Source organism: Nocardiopsis sp. NPDC058631 (assembly GCF_042716955.1).
Taxonomy (GTDB): Bacteria; Actinomycetota; Actinomycetes; order Streptosporangiales; family Streptosporangiaceae; genus Nocardiopsis.
On record NZ_JBHXQY010000028.1, the window covers coordinates 1 to 14,771 of the forward strand.

The window sequence follows — 14,771 nt, forward strand, 5'->3', positions numbered from 1 at the left end:
GGCTCAGAGCCCGCGTGGCCGAGCAGAGCATGACCCAGCCCGCCGTCGTGCCTCCAGCCTCGGAGAGCCCGGAGCGGGCGCCCCCTCGGCGGGCACCGACTCCGGGGGCACCGACTCCGGGGGGATCCCCTCCGGGGCCGGCTGCGTGGTCGGGGAACCCTCGGACGGGGGATCCGGCGACGGGGCCGCGGCGGACGCCGCGGCCCCGCCCGTCCCCGCCGGGAACGCACCCGGGGACGCGGGTCCGGTCCGGCCGGTGGTGCCCTACTGGCTCTCCCAGATCCCCTATCTGCTGGTCATGTCGGCCCTCGCCGCCGGGATCGTGGTCGTGGCGGCGGCCTACTTCAAGCGCGGTCCGGCGATCATCGCGGGCGCGCTGCTCCTGGCGGCGGCCTTCCGGCTGTTCCTGCCCAAGGACTGGATCGGCATGCTCGCGGTCCGCCGCCGCTGGGTCGATCTGCTCACCCTCGTCGGCCTCGCGGTCCTGCTGATCGTGCTGGCGTGGGTGGCGCCGCAACTCTCCTCCTAGGCGTCGAATAAGCTTGACGTCGAGATACCGCGACACTGACAAGCCACCGTCTCCCCGGCAGGCACGGACACCGGGCGGGATCAGGGGATCGCCGCGCGCGCGGACCGGCTCCGGCCACGAACCGGCAGCCGCCTCCGCCGCACGAGGCGGTGGCGAAGACTGAAGGGACAGCCACACAGCCATGGCCAAGATCAAGGTCGAAAACCCCGTAGTCGAGCTCGACGGCGACGAGATGACCCGGATCATCTGGTCCTTCATCAAGGACCGACTGATCCTGCCGTACCTCGACGTCGACCTGAAGTACTACGACCTGGGCATCGAGGAGCGCGACCGCACCGATGACCAGATCACCGTCGACGCCGCCAACGCCATCAAGGAGTTCGGCGTCGGCGTCAAGTGCGCCACCATCACCCCGGACGAGGACCGGGTCGAGGAGTTCGGCCTGAAGAAGATGTGGCGGTCGCCCAACGGCACCATCCGCAACATCCTCGGCGGCGTCGTCTTCCGCGAGCCCATCATCTGCGAGAACGTGCCGCGTCTGGTGCCCGGGTGGACCAAGCCGATCATCATCGGCCGTCACGCGCACGGCGACCAGTACAAGGCCACCGACTTCAAGGTGCCCGGCCCCGGCACGGTCACCATGACCTACACCCCGGCCGACGGCAGCCAGCCGGTCGAGTTCGACATCGCGAACTTCCCCGAGGGGGGCGGTGTCGCGATGGGCATGTACAACTTCCGCAAGTCGATCGAGGACTTCGCGCGCGCCAGCCTGAACTACGGCCTGGACCGCGACTACCCGGTCTACATGTCCACCAAGAACACGATCCTCAAGTCGTACGACGGCATGTTCAAGGACGTGTTCCAGGAGATCTACGACGCCGAGTTCAAGGAGCGGTTCGACGCCGCGGGGCTCACCTACGAGCACCGCCTCATCGACGACATGGTCGCCTCCGCGCTCAAGTGGGAGGGCGGCTACGTCTGGGCCACCAAGAACTACGACGGCGACGTCCAGTCGGACACCGTCGCGCAGGGCTTCGGCTCGCTCGGCCTGATGACCTCGGTGCTGCGCACCGCCGACGGCAGCACCGTCGAGGCCGAGGCCGCGCACGGCACGGTGACCCGCCACTACCGCCAGCACCAGCAGGGCAAGCCCACCTCGACCAACCCGATCGCCTCCATCTTCGCGTGGACCCGCGGTCTGGAGCACCGGGGCAAGCTGGACAACTCCCCGAAGGTCCTGGAGTTCGCCAACACCCTTGAGGACGTCGTCATCAAGACGGTCGAGGGCGGGCAGATGACCAAGGACCTCGCGCTGCTGGTCGGCAGCGAGCAGGAGTGGCTGACCACCGAGCAGTTCCTCGCCGCCCTGGACGAGAACCTCGCCAAGCGTCTGGCCTAGGCCGTGCCCTCCCGGGCCTTCGCCCCGGTCCGCGGCCGTGCCGCCGCGGGTTCGCGGAGTCCCGCGGAAGGCGCGGTCCGGGCGCGCCCGCGGACCGTCCTGAGCCGACGGTCCGAAGCCGCGTCCGGGTGAGACCTTGACCACGCCCGGGTGCCCCCGTCACGGGGGCGCCCGGGCGTCGGTGTGCCCGGACCCCGAAACCGGACCGAAGGCGTCGGGAAAGCGGTCTTCGCGGGTTTTGTGGTCGGAAACCGAGGGAAGTTTCCCGCGTGTTTCCCGTGTTCGGCGTACGCGCGGGGGCTCGTGGTGGGAGGATGGCGGTGCCGGATCAGCGGGGCGGCGTGACGGTGCGACGTAGGACACGTGAACTGGATTCGCCCCTTACGCGAACTTTGACCTATTGTGGAGACACGCCGGTGAGAACCGGCAGGCCAGAGCGGGTGAAAGCCCGCTCGGCCACACGGACCGACGTGCCGGCCGTGCGCCCGCTGGGGGGTAGGCGCGCACAGTACGGAACGTCACGAAGAAGGGCCCGCTGCTTCGGCAGCGGGCCCTTCGCCTTTCTCCGACCGGGGCGGTCCCGCTTCCCGGACCGCCCCTCGGCCCCGCCCCCCGGGGCGCCGGACGTCAGTCCTCGAATGCGCTCTCGGGGATCGGCTCGCCCTCGCGCATGGCGGAGAACATCTCCTCCGACCGGACCTCGTCCCAGAGCACGACCGAGCCGACCTGGTCGATGCTCGGAGTGCTGCCCACCGGAACGGCCGTGGTCTGCGTGCCGCCCCGCATCGCCAGCAGCATCGTGGCCAGGTGCCGAAGGTGGTCGCCCTCGTCGACCATGAAGGTGTCCGTGCCCGCCGTCACCAGCGGGAGCGCCTGGAACGGGTTGAACATCGTGGACGGGGCGCTCGCCTCCGCGACCAGCGCGGAGAAGAACTCCCGCTGGCGGGCGATCCGGTCCAGGTCGGCACGGGGGGTGGCGCGGGTGCGCACGTAGCCCAGCGCGGTGCCGCCGTCCATCGTCTGGCAGCCCGCCTCGATGTCCAGCCCGGCCTTGGGGTCGGCCATGGGCTCCTCGGGGCACAGTTCCACACCGCCGACCGCGTCCACGATGTCGACGAAGCCGCCCATCCCGATCTCGGCGTAGTGGTCGATCCGCACGCCCGAGGCGCGCTCGAAGGACTCCACGAGGGGGGCCGGACCGCCGCAGACCTCCTCGCCACCCTCGTCCGTGCCGCACACGGCGTCGGCGAAGGCGGTGTTGATCTTGTTGTCGGCGTAGCCGGGGATGGCCATCGGCACGTAGGAGTCACGGGGGACGCTGACGATGGTGGGCTCACCGTCGTCGGGGATGTACAGCACCATGATCGTGTCGGTACGGCGGCCCTCGGCACGGCCGGTGGCCAGCTCCTGGATCTGGTCGTCGTCCAGTCCGTCGCGGCTGTCCGAGCCCACGATCATGAACGTCGTGCCGGGCTGGCGGTCCGGGCGGCCCTCGTAGTCGAGCAGGGCCTCCACACGGGCCAGGCGGGAGTCCGCCCAGAGGTAGAGGGCGGCAGGGGGCACCACCAGGATGATGAGCACCACCACGAGGACGGTCACGAGGGTGTTCCGCGTCCGCTTCTGCCGCTTCTCCCGGGCCTGTCGCTTGGCCCCCGTGCCGTCGTACTCGCGCCCGGCGTGGTGGGTGCGGCGCTTCGGCCGCTTGGGTCGGACCGGGGGGACCTCGTCGGCGGCGGGGAGCCTCCGGGTCCCGCCGACCGCCTTCTGCTCGGACTCGCGCGAGCGGTAGAGCTTCTCGAACTCGTCCGCACGGCCCGGGGTGCCGCCGCGCCGGAACACGCCCTGCCGGTCGTGCTCGCCGGTCGAACCGGACTCACCCCGGTTTCGTCGGTCAGCCATCGAATCGCCTATCTGCTCCGCGCCGTGGAGCGCCTGGTCGCCGCTTGGACCCTGTCTGATCGCAGAAAGAGTAGCCGGGTTCGCGCGGATGCCCCTGAACCGGGACCGAGGCACCCCTAGGGGGAGCAACCGGTGCTCACCGCAGCCGGTGCGCCCCGGCCGCGGGGACGGCCGCGCGCACACGCGGGGGCACCCAGCCGCTCGCGGCGAACTCCCTGGCCAGAGCAGTGGCAACACCCTCCACCCGCTCCTCCGCCACCAGGGCGAGGGCGGTCCCGGCCCACCCCGACATCCGCACTCCGCGGGCCCCGGACCGCGCCGCGGTCTCGGCGGACAGGTCCACCTGGGGTGTGGGCAGCCCGAACCGGCGCAGCGAGAGGTGCGAGGCGGACAGGATCGGACCGGTCTCCCCGAACCGCCCCGCGCGCAGCAGGCCGACGGCCGCGTTGAGCCTGTGCACCTCCGTGACGGCGTACTCCACCCGGTCGCGCAGGGCGGGCTGGGGCAGGCGCCGCAGCGCCCCGGGAAGGTCCTGGACCGAGCGCAGCGGTCCCAGCGTCCGCTGGGCGCGTTCGAGCTCGGCGGAGCGGACGGACCGGAGGTCGCGCCGGGGCAGGGCGCCGGTGTCCACGACGACCAGGCGCATCCCCTCCCCGGCGAGGTCGAAGGGCAGGACGGTCGTGCGCATGCTCCTGAAGTTCACCCGGACGGCGCAGCCCGGCCTCGCGGCCAGGGCCACCCGCTGGTCGGCGGTGGCACCCTCCGGGGGAGGACCGCCGTCCAGGTCGGCCAGCGCGAGCGACACCGCCGCCCCCACCGCTCCCGCGTACCCCAGGGAGGCCTGTTCGGGCAGGTCCGCGCCGAGGAGCACCCGCAGGCCCGGGGAGGCGTCCAGCCCGCCCGCCCGGCGCGCGGAGGCCACCGCCTCGGCCACCGCCCGCGCGGCGGTCTCGCGTGCCCGCAGGGTGCCGCTCAGCGTCGCGACGCGCAGTCCCGGGGTCGGGGCGGGCCCGACCGCCGCCGTCACCCCCCAGGGCAGCGCCGTGTAGAGGCCGACGCCGCCGCTGGCGGCGGTGTGCTCTCCCATGACGGCGAGCCGCCCGGGCGCGTGCCACACGCCTACGGGCGCCTCCCCGAACCGTGCCCGGAACCCCTCCGCCAGCGCGTCGGGGTCCGGTGCCTCCCCGGGCCATGATCCCCGCGGCCCCGCGGACCGCACACCCAGAACCGCGCGCAACCGCGCCCCCGCGCCCCCCACCGCTGCCCCCTCTTCCCGCCGACCGAATGCCTCCAGTCTGCCCAAGCCGTGGGAGTGCCCGACCCGGCGTGGAGGGTTCCCGGGATCGGCGCGGCGCCGCTAGGGTGGCGGTCCATCGGCGGACGCGGGCGGGGAGGGAGCTTGGTCTCAGTGCGGGATCGGGCCGCGGGCGCGGCCCGGCACTACCGGAACCTGGCGATGGACGCCTACTGGGAGCTGCGGCGCCGGAGCCCGGGTACCGACCACCTCGTGCGCGCGTACGAGCGCTACGCCGACCGCAACGGCAGCCAGCTGGCCGGGGCGGTGACCTACTTCGCCTTCCTGTCGTTCTTCCCGCTCCTGGCGCTGGCGTTCGCCGCGGTCGGTTTCCTGGCGACGATGCAGGTGGAGGTGGGCGACTACCTCCAGACGGCGCTGGACGACGTGCTGCCCGGCCTGTCGGACCAGCTGCCGATCGACCAGATCGCGAACGCGCGCGTGGGCGCGAGCGTCATCGGCACGCTGGGCCTGCTGTACGCGGGTCTGAGCGCGGTGTCGGCGCTGCGCGAGGCACTGCACTCGATCTGGCTGAAGAACTTCAGGGAGGGCCCGAACTTCCTGCTGCGCAAGGCGGGTGACCTCCTGGTCATGCTCGGCCTGGGTGTGGCCCTGCTGTTCGCGGTGGCTTTCACGAGCATCGCTCAGGCCGCCACCCACTGGCTGCTGTCACTGGTGGGGCTGGACGGCTCGTTCCCGGCCAACCTGACACTGCGCCTGCTGGCCCTCGCGATCGCCGTCGCGGTCAACATGGGGATCTTCGTGCTGGCCTTCTCGCTCCTGTCGGGCAGCGGGCGGCCGGCCCGGATGATGTGGCGCGGCGCCCTGCTGGGCGCGGTCGGGTTCGAGATCCTCAAGGCCGCCGCCGCGCTTCTGCTCTCGGGGACGCTCAGCAACCCCGTCTACGCCTCCTTCGCGGTCCTCGTGGGGCTCCTGGTGTGGATCAACCTGGTGATGCGCCTGACCATGTTCAGCGCGGCGTGGACCGCCACGTGGCTGCCGATGCCTCCCCCCTACACGGGGATGCTCCCGCTGCCGGAGGAGAACGGGATGGACTGGACGAGGCCGGCACCGGTCCTGTGGGTCCCGCGGAAGGAGCTGTCCGAGCACCGGTGGGCCCAGCGGGTGCTTGCCGGGTCGTTGTCCCTGATGGGCGCGGCGGGGGCCGCCGGGGCCGCCGCGTGGGCTCTGCGCAACCGTCGCGGGGACGGCGCCTGAACTGAGCGGTCCTCTCGGGAATTCGCGTTATTGCGAGACTCTTGTCCTGTATGCGGGTGGTGTGCGGAGGGTAGTCCTCCTCTGCCCCGGTTGACCGGTTCGCCGGGGCGTGCACGTGCGGCGGCCAGGAAGGCCGGCGGACCCCCCCCACGGAGGACAGATGGGAATCACATTCACGTCGTCCGAGCGCGCGACGCTCGGGGTGGAGTGGGAACTCCAACTCGTGGACCGGCGCAGCCGGCACCTGCGGCAGGAAGCACAGAAACTCCTCTCCGAACTCCCCGAACTCAGTTCGGAGGGCGCCGCGCCCCCGCTGCGGCACGAACTCATGCAGTCGCAGGTGGAGGTCGTGACCGGGATCTGCGAGACGGTCGAGGAGGCCAAGAGCGACCTCGGCCGCAACATCGACCGCATGCGGGAGGTTCTCGCTCCCTGGGGAACCACCCTGACCTGCTCCGGGACCCATCCGATCGACGACTGGCGGGATCAGGAGCTCAGTCCCGGCAAGCGGTACGGCGAGCTCGTCGAGCAGATGCAGTGGCTGGCCCGGCGCATCCTCACCTGTGGGGTCCACGTCCACGTCGGGGTGCGCAGCCAGGAGAAAGCCGTGCCCATAGTGAATGCACTTGCGAAGTATCTACCGCATTTTCTTGCTTTGAGTGCTTCTAGCCCATTTTGGGGCGGTCGTGACACTGGTCTGGCCTCCGCGCGGTCCGTCGTCTTCGGCGCGCTCCCCACTTCCGGGCCGCCTCCGAACCTGCCGCACTGGGCGGCTTTCGAGGAATACCTCGAAACGCTTCTCAGGGCAGGTACCATCGCCTCTATCAAGGAAGTGTGGTGGGACATCCGTCCGCACCCGGACTTCGGCACCATCGAGATCCGGATGTTCGACGGGATTCCCACCCTGCGCGAGGTGGGAATGGCCGCCGCGCTCTCTCAGAGCCTGGTGGAGATGTTCGATCGCCAGCTCGACCGTGGGTACGGTCTGCCCAGCCCGCCGTCCTGGCTGGTGAAGGACAACAAGTGGCGTGCCACCCGCTACGGACTCGACGCTCGTGTCATCACGGACGCACACGGAACCACCGTTCCGATCCGTGACGACCTGTACGAGCTGGTCCGCGAGCTGAAGCCGGTCGCGACCCGCCTGGGTTGTGCCGAGGACCTGGACCTGGTCTCCGAGATCCTGGACAAGGGTGCCTCCTACGAACGTCAGCGCGCGGTCATCGCCGAGGGCGGTTCCCTCGACGACGTCGTGGACATGCTCGCCGCCGAGCTGCATGGCGGTCCCACTTACGCGGAGGTCGGGGAGCCGGGGCACGCAAGACGTGAATGAAGAGGGGACCCCCGGATGCAGGGACGTGACCTGCCGGAACAGTTGACCGCTTTTCTGGCGCGCCATGAGCGTGAGTTCACCGGCTTCCGCCGAGACCTGCACATGCACCCCGAACTCGCCTTCGCCGAACACCGCACCACCGGTCGGATCGCCGAACGCCTGCGTGATGTCGGTCTCAACCCGCGTGAGCTCCCCCAGGGCACCGGGCTCATCTGCGACATCGGCTCCGGGGCCGGCCCGCTCGTCGCCCTGCGGGCCGACATCGACGCCCTGCCCATCACCGACGAGAAGGACGTCCCCTACCGTTCGACCGTCCCCGGCGCGGCCCACGCGTGCGGACACGACGTGCACACGACGGTCCTGCTGGCAACGGGGATCTTCCTCGCCCAGCAGGACCGGGCGGGTGCGCTGCCCGGCCGGGTCCGGCTGGTGTTCCAACCGGCCGAGGAGCTCCCGGGCGGCGCCGTCGAGGTGGTCAACGCCGGGGCCATGGAGGGCGTCGACCGGATCTTCGCCCTGCACTGCGACCCGCGCCTCGTGGTCGGCCGCGTGGGACTGCGCACCGGCGGCATCACCGCCGCCTGCGACCAGCTCATGGTGCGGCTGTCGGGTCCGGGCGGCCACACGGCGCGCCCGCACCTGACCGCCGACCTCGTCTACGCCATGGGCAAGGTCGTCACCGAGCTGCCCGCCGCGCTGTCCAGGCGCATCGACCCCCGGGCCGGGTTCAGCCTGGTGTGGGGCCGGATCAGCGCCGGGTCGGCGCCCAACGTCATCCCCGACGACGCCGTCGCGGAGGGCACCGTGCGCTGCCTGGACGACGAGGCCTGGCACGCCGCCCCCGACATCGTCAAGGGCCTGGTGGAGTCCGTGGCCTCCGCGTACGGCGCCCAGGCCGAGGTGACCTACCGGCGGGGGGTGCCGCCCACCATCAACGAGGCGAACAGCGTGGACATCATGCGCGAGGCGGTCGCCCTCGCCCTGGGGCCGGACGCCGCCGCACCCACCCCGCAGAGCCTGGGCGGGGAGGACTTCGCCTGGTACCTGGAGCATGTCCCCGGCGCCCTGGCCCGCCTGGGAACCCACTCCCCGGACTGGGACGGGCCGATGCTGGACCTGCACCGGGGCAGTTTCGACGTGGACGAGCGCGCGATCGGTGTGGGGACCCGCTTCCTGGTCACCACCGCGCTGACAGCGCTGGGGGAGGCCGCCGGCCACAGCGTACGGGCGGACAGCCAGGAGGCCCTCGCCTAGGTCGTGTTTTTTTGGATCCTTCCGGGCTCGCGTCCACCAGGCTTCCTCTCGCCGCGCCTCTGCGCTCGTGAAGCACAACCAGGCTGAACTTCGCACATCGTCTTGCGAGAGATCGCCTGGACGGCCGCTCGCCGACCCGAAAACCTCCAAAAAACACTCCCTAGGGCCTGGACGATCTTGTACTTGTGGACGGGGGCGCCCACACCCGCCACAAGTACAAGACCACGGAGGGAGGGCCCGCCGGGGGTCACACCCCCGCAGGGCGGCCCTTGCGCATCAGCCCCGCCGCGCCGGCCGCGCGGGCCGTGGCCAGCACCGCGGCCCGGCGGCCGAGCAGCCGGGGCAGGGCCGTGGCGACGACGTTGCCCGCGCGCGACAGTGCGCTCGGCACCGACCGGCGGCGGTCCAGGACGCGTACCAGCGCCGCGGCGACCTCGTCGGGCGTCTGGAAGTGCCCCGAGTACCCCTCGGTGCCGATCCCGTCGAAGAACTCCGTCCGGGTCAGCCCCGGCGAGAACACCAGGGTGCGTGGCCCGCTCCCGCGCGTCTCCCACCACAGTGCCTCGGTGAAGCTCAGCACGAACGCCTTGCTCGCCGCGTACACCGCCATCCCCGGGATCGGCTGGTAGGCGGCCATGCTCGCGATGTTGACCAGGTAACCGTCCGTGCCCAGCCGTCCGACGAACGCCCGTGACACGTCCACCAGGGCGGTCACGTTGAGCGCGAGCAGGGTCTCCAGCTCGTCGGGATCCTGGTCGGCGAACGCTCCGTCCGCGCCGACCCCGGCGTTGTTGACGAGGCCGGTCACGCGGATGCCGCGCCGGTCGACCTCGGCGGCCAGGTCCCGGCCCGCCCCGGGGCGGCCGAGGTCGGCGGAGACGGTCTCCACGCGGACGCCGTGGGCCCCGCGCAGTTCGGCGGCCAGCGCCTCCAGGCGGTCTGTGCGGCGGGCGACGAGTACCAGGCCGGTTCCGCGTGCGGCGAGCCGGCGGGCCAGGGCCGCGCCGATACCGGAGCTGGCGCCGGTGATGAGCGCGGTCTGGGAGGAATGATCGATGGTCATGCCGACACCTTACGCCATATGTGGCACTTAGTGTCGACTTCGCCCCCGGGTGTCTTCTCTTGTAGGCTGGCGGGGTGACCACTGGAGAACCGACACCCGGCCTGCGGGAGCGCACGCGCCGCGCGGTCCACCGCGAGATCGCCGCGGCCGGGATGGCCCTCTTCCTGGAGCAGGGCTTCGAGGAGACGGCCATCGAGCAGATCGCCGAGGCCGCCGGGATCTCCCGCCGCTCCTTCTTCCGGTACTTCCCGACCAAGGAGGACGTGGTCCTCGGCGACATGATCGACCGGGGTCACCGCGTCAGCGCCGCGCTGGCCGCCCGTCCGGCCGGAGAGGAACCCTGGGCGGCGGTCCGGGCGGCTCTGCTGGCGCTGCGGGAGGAAGGGCCGTTCGACCCTGCCGTCGACCTGCGGATCGCCCGGATGATGCACCAGGCCCCGTCCCTGCGCGCACGCCACCTGGAGAAGCACCTCGCCTGGCAGGAGCTCCTCGTCCCCGAACTCGCCCGGCGCCTGCGCCACACGCACGGGTTCGACGAGGTGACCGCCGAGCACCGCGCCGCCGCGATCGTCGCCACCGCGCTCACCTGTCTCGACGTGGCTACGGCGACCTGGATGCGCCTGGACGGTGAAGTCCCCCTCGAAGGGCTGTGGGACGAGGCGGTCGCGGCGGTCCGGGCCTGACACCGCCACGGGCGGACGCCGAGCCCCGACCGGAACCACTGCGGGCGCGACGTCGAACGCGCGCCGGCCGGCCGGTCCCACGGCGGCCTGCGACCAGCGACCAGCGACCCCTCGGAACGCCCCCTGTGGTGGACCGCCCTGTTGCGTGAGGGGCCTCCGGCCTGGCCGGTCCTGTGCTCATGGCCGATGACCCGCAGCCGGTCCCGGCGCCCGACCCGCAGGTACGAGATCACGGCGGCGTGGCGAGGGCCGCCCCGAGCTGGTGGCATCCTGAATCCATGAACCAGCCACTCACAGTTGAGCAGATCCGGCGGGCGCCCAAGGTGCTCCTCCACGACCACCTCGACGGAGGGTTGCGCCCGGCCACCATCGTGGAACTCGCCAGGGAGGCCGGCTACACCGACCTGCCCACCTATGACCCGGCAGAGCTGGGCCGGTGGTTCCGCGACGCCTCCGACTCCGGTTCGCTGGAGCGCTACCTGGAGACGTTCGCGCACACCACCGCGGTCATGCAGACCCGTGACGCCCTCGTGCGCGTCGCAGCCGAGGCCGCGGAGGACCTGGCCGCCGACGGCGTCGTCTACGCCGAGCAGCGCTACGCCCCCGAACAGCACCTGGAGGGCGGCCTCACCCTGGAGGAGGTGGTGGAGGCGGTCCAGGAGGGCCTCGAAACGGGCGAGAAGCGCGCAGCCGACGCGGGCCGCAGCATTCGCACCGGGCAGCTGGTGACCGCGATGCGGCACGCCGCGCGCTCCTCGGAGATCGCCGAGCTCGCGGTCCGCTACCGCGACGCGGGCGTGTCCGGGTTCGACATCGCGGGGGCCGAGGCGGGCAACCCGCCCACCCGGCACCTCGACGCCTTCGAGTACCTGCGCCGCGAGAACTTCCACTTCACCATCCACGCGGGCGAGGCGTTCGGGCTCCCGTCCATCTGGGAGGCCCTCCAGTGGTGCGGGTGCGACCGTCTGGGGCACGGCGTCCGCATCATCGACGACATCGCGTCGAACGAGAACGGGATCCCGCAGCTGGGCCGCCTCGCCCAGTACGTGCGCGACAAGCGCGTGCCACTGGAGATGTGCCCCAGCTCCAACGTGCAGACCGGAGCCGCCGAGTCCATCGCGGCGCACCCCATCGGCCTCCTGCACGACCTGCGCTTCCGGGTCACCGTCAACACCGACAACCGCCTCCAGAGCGGCACATCCCTCTCCGAGGAGTTCGCGAAGCTCTCGGAGGCCTTCGGGTACGGCTGGGACGACCTCCAGTGGTTCACGGTCAACGCCATGAAGTCGGCGTTCCTGCCGTTCGACAAGCGCCTGGCGCTGATCAACGGCACCATCAAGCCCGGGTTCGCACAGCTCAAGTGGGCGGCGACCTGATGGAGGGACAGAACCCGACCAGCCACTACTCCACCTTCTCGCGGGTGGCGGCGATCGTCTGGATCGTCATCGCCGTCCTGCTGCTGCTGGACGTGCTCTGGCGGGGGGAGGGGCGTTCCTCCTGGATCGCCGGGGCTCTGCTGGTCGCGAGCATCGCCGTGGTCCACCTGGCGTGGCTGCGCCCGCGGGTGGTCTCCACGGAGCGCGGGCTGCGGGTCGTCAATCCCCTGCGGGAGACGTTCGTGCCCTGGCCCGCCGTGGTGTGGGTGGACGTCACCGACGTCCTGAGGGTGCACACCCCGGGGCGGATCATCCGCTCCTGGCCGCTGCGCGAGACCAAGCGGCACAGGGTCCGGGACAACATGCGCCGGGACTCGGGTTTCCTCGACCCGGGCCAGGACGACGAGGACCCCACGACGATGCGCCCGGTCGACCTGGCCGCGCGCCGGCTGCGCCAGGACGCCGAACAGCGCAAGGCCCGTCCGCTCAGCGGCCCCGTCAGGGACGTGGACGAGGCCGGGCCCGCCGCACTCGGGGCCGGGGACGAGCCGCAGACGATGGTCCCCGTCGAGGTGATCGTGGTCCTCGGAGCGACCGCGGTGCTGCTCATGGCGGTGTTCCTGCTCGCCTGAGGCGCGCCGGACCGGACCGGCCCCGGCCCTTCGCCGACGCGGGGGCGGCCGGGTCCGCCGTGTCCCCGGCGGGGGTTGACGCGAACCCGTGGGTTCTGGTTAGGTAAGGCATGCCTAAGGGAGAGGGTTCCGGGTGGGCGGGCTTCGCGCGGATGGCCACCTGACCGGAACCCCGATCCGAGGGCAACGCGCGGTTCAACTGAATATCGGGAAGTAGAGAAGGGTGTCGGAGTCGCGAGTCCAACGGGATCTGCGGGGATTTCGCGCGACAGACGACACCGGGGCAAGCACTGCCTCCGGCCGGACCGCGGCCGGTACCGTCCATCCCAAGGCCTCGGGGTGTACGCTCGCCACGCCGGTACCGGGCGGGTCCGGTCGGAGGCGCCCCACCACTTCACGACGCTTCGGGCGACCCACGCGGTCGGGGTCCGCGGGGACCCCGCGATACACGGGTTCCGAGCGCGACGTCCCACGCGCGGCAGGACCCGGCACACACGTGCCGGGTCCTGCTTCTGTTCCCGCCCCCGCCCCGCCGTGCCGTTCGCACACGCGAGACCGTTCAGGCACGCGAGAGCAGCTGGTTCAGGAGTTCGCCCAGCCTCCGCGCCCGCCGCGTGACGACCTCCAGCGCGCGCTCGGCCCCGAAGGGTTCGAGTACCGGGCCCACGGCGTCGTTGCTGACGATCGCCAGCCCCAGGACCTCCGCGCCCATCTCCACGGCGGCGATGGTCTCCAGGGCGAGCGACCGCCCCACCACGTCCGCGCCCGAGCGGACCAGCACGTGCAGCTCGGACGGCGTCTGCAGCTGGGGGCCGACCGTGGACGCGTACACGCCCTCGGCGAGCGAGGGGTCCACCTCGCGGACGAGCCGGCGCAGGCGCGGGCTGTACGCCTCGGACAGGTCCACGAACGACGGTCCGGTCAGCGGGGAGCGCGACGCCAGGTTGATGTGGTCCCGGACCACCACCGGCTGCCCCGGGGCGAAGTCCGCGCGCAACGACCCCGCCGACCCCGTGAGCACGGCCGTCGCTGCGCCCGCGGCGAGTCCGGTGCGCACCGCGTGGACGGCCTCCGCCGGGCTGTAGCCCTCGTAGACGTGCACGCGCCCCATGAACACGACGACCCGCTTGTCACCCACCCACATGCTGCGGACCTTGGAGGAGTGGCCCTGCGCGCCGGGCGCGTGGAATCCGGGCAGCTCCGTCGCGTCGAACTCGATGTCGGGGGAGCCCAGCGTGTCCGCCGCGCCCGCCCAGCCGGATCCGAGCACCACCAGGGCGTCGAAGCTGTCGGCGCCGGTCCGGGCCAGCAGGTCCTGGGCGGCGGCGGAGGCCAGGTCCTTCGCGTTCTCCGTGGTCGTCGGCCGCTGCTCTGGTTCGCTCACACGACGGATGCTATATCCGGGTGGCCGCACCGTGACGGAACGCAACGCAGGCCCGGCGCGCGGGCGGATCGGGGCCGGACTCACCCCTCGCCGGGCAGGCACTCCCGGGCGAGCAGGTCCGACACGTACGACCCGGGCGCCCCGGCCTTCTCCGCGGCGGCGGCCAGTCGGCCCAGTTGGACCGCGGTGGGCAGGCCGCCCTCGTAGGCGTCGAGCAGGTACGCCCACGCCGTCACCGTTCCCAGGTCGGTCGTCGTGGCGCGGACCGTGACCCTGCGGTACGCGCGGGCCTCCCCGGCTCCGCCCCTCTCCACGACGCCCTCCCACGCGTCCAAGTGGGGTTCGTCCCATTCCATGACGTCGTACAGCGCGACGAAGACCCGCTCTCCGGGATCCTCCACCAGGGTCGCCAGGGCGCCGGAGGAAGCGGGAGGGCCCTCGCCGAACGTCAGCCGCCAACCCTCCAACCAGCCCGTGGTCAACAGGGGCGAACGCGGAGCCCGGCAGGCCATCTGCGCGGGATCGAGATTGGTGCCGTACGCGGCGTAGATGGACACGGGCAACATCGTAGACCCGCTGACCGGGGGTGCCTGAGGATTTCGCCAGTTGACATGGCCGACAATGGGAGGAAGCGATGAAAACTGGCGGAGCCACACCATGCCCGAATATCGCCCGGACCGGGAACGCGCGTGGGGGCTCCGACGTAG

General features: G+C 71.9%; 13 protein-coding genes. 8 read left to right on the forward strand and 5 right to left on the reverse strand.

Annotation, left to right across the window (positions count from 1 at the left end; translation table 11 throughout):
* Positions 1 to 145 precede the first annotated feature (145 nt).
* Both ACFWTE_RS11980 and ACFWTE_RS11985 read left to right on the forward strand, forming a co-directional pair.
* On the forward strand, positions 146 to 529 hold the full coding sequence (locus tag ACFWTE_RS11980) for a DUF3017 domain-containing protein (RefSeq protein ID WP_378779400.1): 384 nt from the start codon (positions 146 to 148) through the stop codon (positions 527 to 529).
* A 181-nt stretch (positions 530 to 710) separates the two neighbouring features.
* Positions 711 to 1,928 carry an NADP-dependent isocitrate dehydrogenase gene (locus tag ACFWTE_RS11985; protein ID WP_378779343.1) on the forward strand — a complete coding sequence of 406 codons (1,218 nt, stop codon included), beginning with the start codon at positions 711 to 713 and terminating at the stop codon, positions 1,926 to 1,928.
* 627 nt (positions 1,929 to 2,555) lie between these two features.
* Here the strand turns inward: ACFWTE_RS11985 and ACFWTE_RS11990 are convergent.
* Both ACFWTE_RS11990 and ACFWTE_RS11995 read right to left on the reverse strand, forming a co-directional pair.
* The gene (locus ACFWTE_RS11990; RefSeq protein ID WP_378779344.1) at positions 2,556 to 3,827 is read right to left on the reverse strand and encodes an LCP family protein; all 1,272 of its coding nucleotides are present in this window, start codon (positions 3,825 to 3,827) and stop codon (positions 2,556 to 2,558) included.
* Positions 3,828 to 3,963: 136 nt separating this feature from the next.
* Positions 3,964 to 5,085 carry a galactokinase family protein gene (locus ACFWTE_RS11995; RefSeq protein ID WP_378779345.1) on the reverse strand — a complete coding sequence of 374 codons (1,122 nt, stop codon included), beginning with the start codon at positions 5,083 to 5,085 and terminating at the stop codon, positions 3,964 to 3,966.
* A gap of 150 nt (positions 5,086 to 5,235) precedes the next feature.
* Here ACFWTE_RS11995 and ACFWTE_RS12000 point away from each other — a divergent pair, with 150 nt between their 5' ends.
* The 3 genes from ACFWTE_RS12000 (at position 5,236) to ACFWTE_RS12010 (ending at position 8,926) form a co-directional block, all read left to right on the forward strand.
* Complete coding sequence (locus tag ACFWTE_RS12000) at positions 5,236 to 6,339, forward strand: YihY/virulence factor BrkB family protein (protein WP_378779401.1); 1,104 nt, start codon at positions 5,236 to 5,238, stop codon at positions 6,337 to 6,339.
* 160 nt (positions 6,340 to 6,499) lie between these two features.
* Positions 6,500 to 7,672 carry a glutamate--cysteine ligase gene (locus ACFWTE_RS12005; RefSeq protein WP_378779346.1) on the forward strand — a complete coding sequence of 391 codons (1,173 nt, stop codon included), beginning with the start codon at positions 6,500 to 6,502 and terminating at the stop codon, positions 7,670 to 7,672.
* A 15-nt stretch (positions 7,673 to 7,687) separates the two neighbouring features.
* Complete coding sequence (locus ACFWTE_RS12010) at positions 7,688 to 8,926, forward strand: M20 family metallopeptidase (RefSeq protein ID WP_378779347.1); 1,239 nt, start codon at positions 7,688 to 7,690, stop codon at positions 8,924 to 8,926.
* Between the two features lie 247 nt (positions 8,927 to 9,173).
* Here ACFWTE_RS12010 and ACFWTE_RS12015 read toward each other — a convergent pair whose 3' ends face one another.
* Entirely contained in the window at positions 9,174 to 9,989 is an 816-nt protein-coding gene (locus tag ACFWTE_RS12015; RefSeq protein ID WP_378779348.1) for an SDR family NAD(P)-dependent oxidoreductase, read from the reverse strand.
* A 74-nt stretch (positions 9,990 to 10,063) separates the two neighbouring features.
* Between ACFWTE_RS12015 and ACFWTE_RS12020 the strand changes: the two genes are divergently transcribed.
* The 3 genes from ACFWTE_RS12020 (at position 10,064) to ACFWTE_RS12030 (ending at position 12,680) form a co-directional block, all read left to right on the forward strand.
* Positions 10,064 to 10,672: a TetR family transcriptional regulator gene (locus ACFWTE_RS12020; protein ID WP_378779349.1), complete on the forward strand. Its 609-nt coding sequence runs from the start codon at positions 10,064 to 10,066 to the stop codon at positions 10,670 to 10,672.
* Between the two features lie 278 nt (positions 10,673 to 10,950).
* Positions 10,951 to 12,048 carry an adenosine deaminase gene (locus ACFWTE_RS12025; RefSeq protein WP_378779350.1) on the forward strand — a complete coding sequence of 366 codons (1,098 nt, stop codon included), beginning with the start codon at positions 10,951 to 10,953 and terminating at the stop codon, positions 12,046 to 12,048.
* Positions 12,048 to 12,680 (forward strand): PH domain-containing protein, encoded by a 633-nt coding sequence (locus tag ACFWTE_RS12030; RefSeq protein WP_378779351.1) that lies wholly within the window; start codon positions 12,048 to 12,050, stop codon positions 12,678 to 12,680. Before ACFWTE_RS12025 ends, ACFWTE_RS12030 begins: the two co-directional genes overlap by 1 nt.
* A gap of 559 nt (positions 12,681 to 13,239) precedes the next feature.
* Here the strand turns inward: ACFWTE_RS12030 and ACFWTE_RS12035 are convergent.
* Complete coding sequence (locus ACFWTE_RS12035) at positions 13,240 to 14,064, reverse strand: purine-nucleoside phosphorylase (RefSeq protein WP_378779352.1); 825 nt, start codon at positions 14,062 to 14,064, stop codon at positions 13,240 to 13,242.
* 80 nt (positions 14,065 to 14,144) lie between these two features.
* Positions 14,145 to 14,621, reverse strand: a complete 477-nt coding sequence (locus ACFWTE_RS12040) for a gamma-glutamylcyclotransferase family protein (protein WP_378779353.1) — start codon at positions 14,619 to 14,621, stop codon at positions 14,145 to 14,147.
* Positions 14,622 to 14,771 lie beyond the last annotated feature (150 nt).

Bases quoted from the DNA above. Each gene is read 5' to 3' on its own strand.
- ACFWTE_RS11985 (WP_378779343.1), top strand. From the start codon at position 711: ATGGCCAAGATCAAGGTCGAAAACCCCGTAGTCGAGCTCGACGGCGAC.
- ACFWTE_RS11990 (WP_378779344.1), bottom strand. From the start codon at position 3,827: ATGGCTGACCGACGAAACCGGGGTGAGTCCGGTTCGACCGGCGAGCAC.
- ACFWTE_RS12005 (WP_378779346.1), top strand. From the start codon at position 6,500: ATGGGAATCACATTCACGTCGTCCGAGCGCGCGACGCTCGGGGTGGAG.
- ACFWTE_RS12010 (WP_378779347.1), top strand. From the start codon at position 7,688: ATGCAGGGACGTGACCTGCCGGAACAGTTGACCGCTTTTCTGGCGCGC.
- ACFWTE_RS12015 (WP_378779348.1), bottom strand. From the start codon at position 9,989: ATGACCATCGATCATTCCTCCCAGACCGCGCTCATCACCGGCGCCAGC.
- ACFWTE_RS12025 (WP_378779350.1), top strand. From the start codon at position 10,951: ATGAACCAGCCACTCACAGTTGAGCAGATCCGGCGGGCGCCCAAGGTG.
- ACFWTE_RS12030 (WP_378779351.1), top strand. From the start codon at position 12,048: ATGGAGGGACAGAACCCGACCAGCCACTACTCCACCTTCTCGCGGGTG.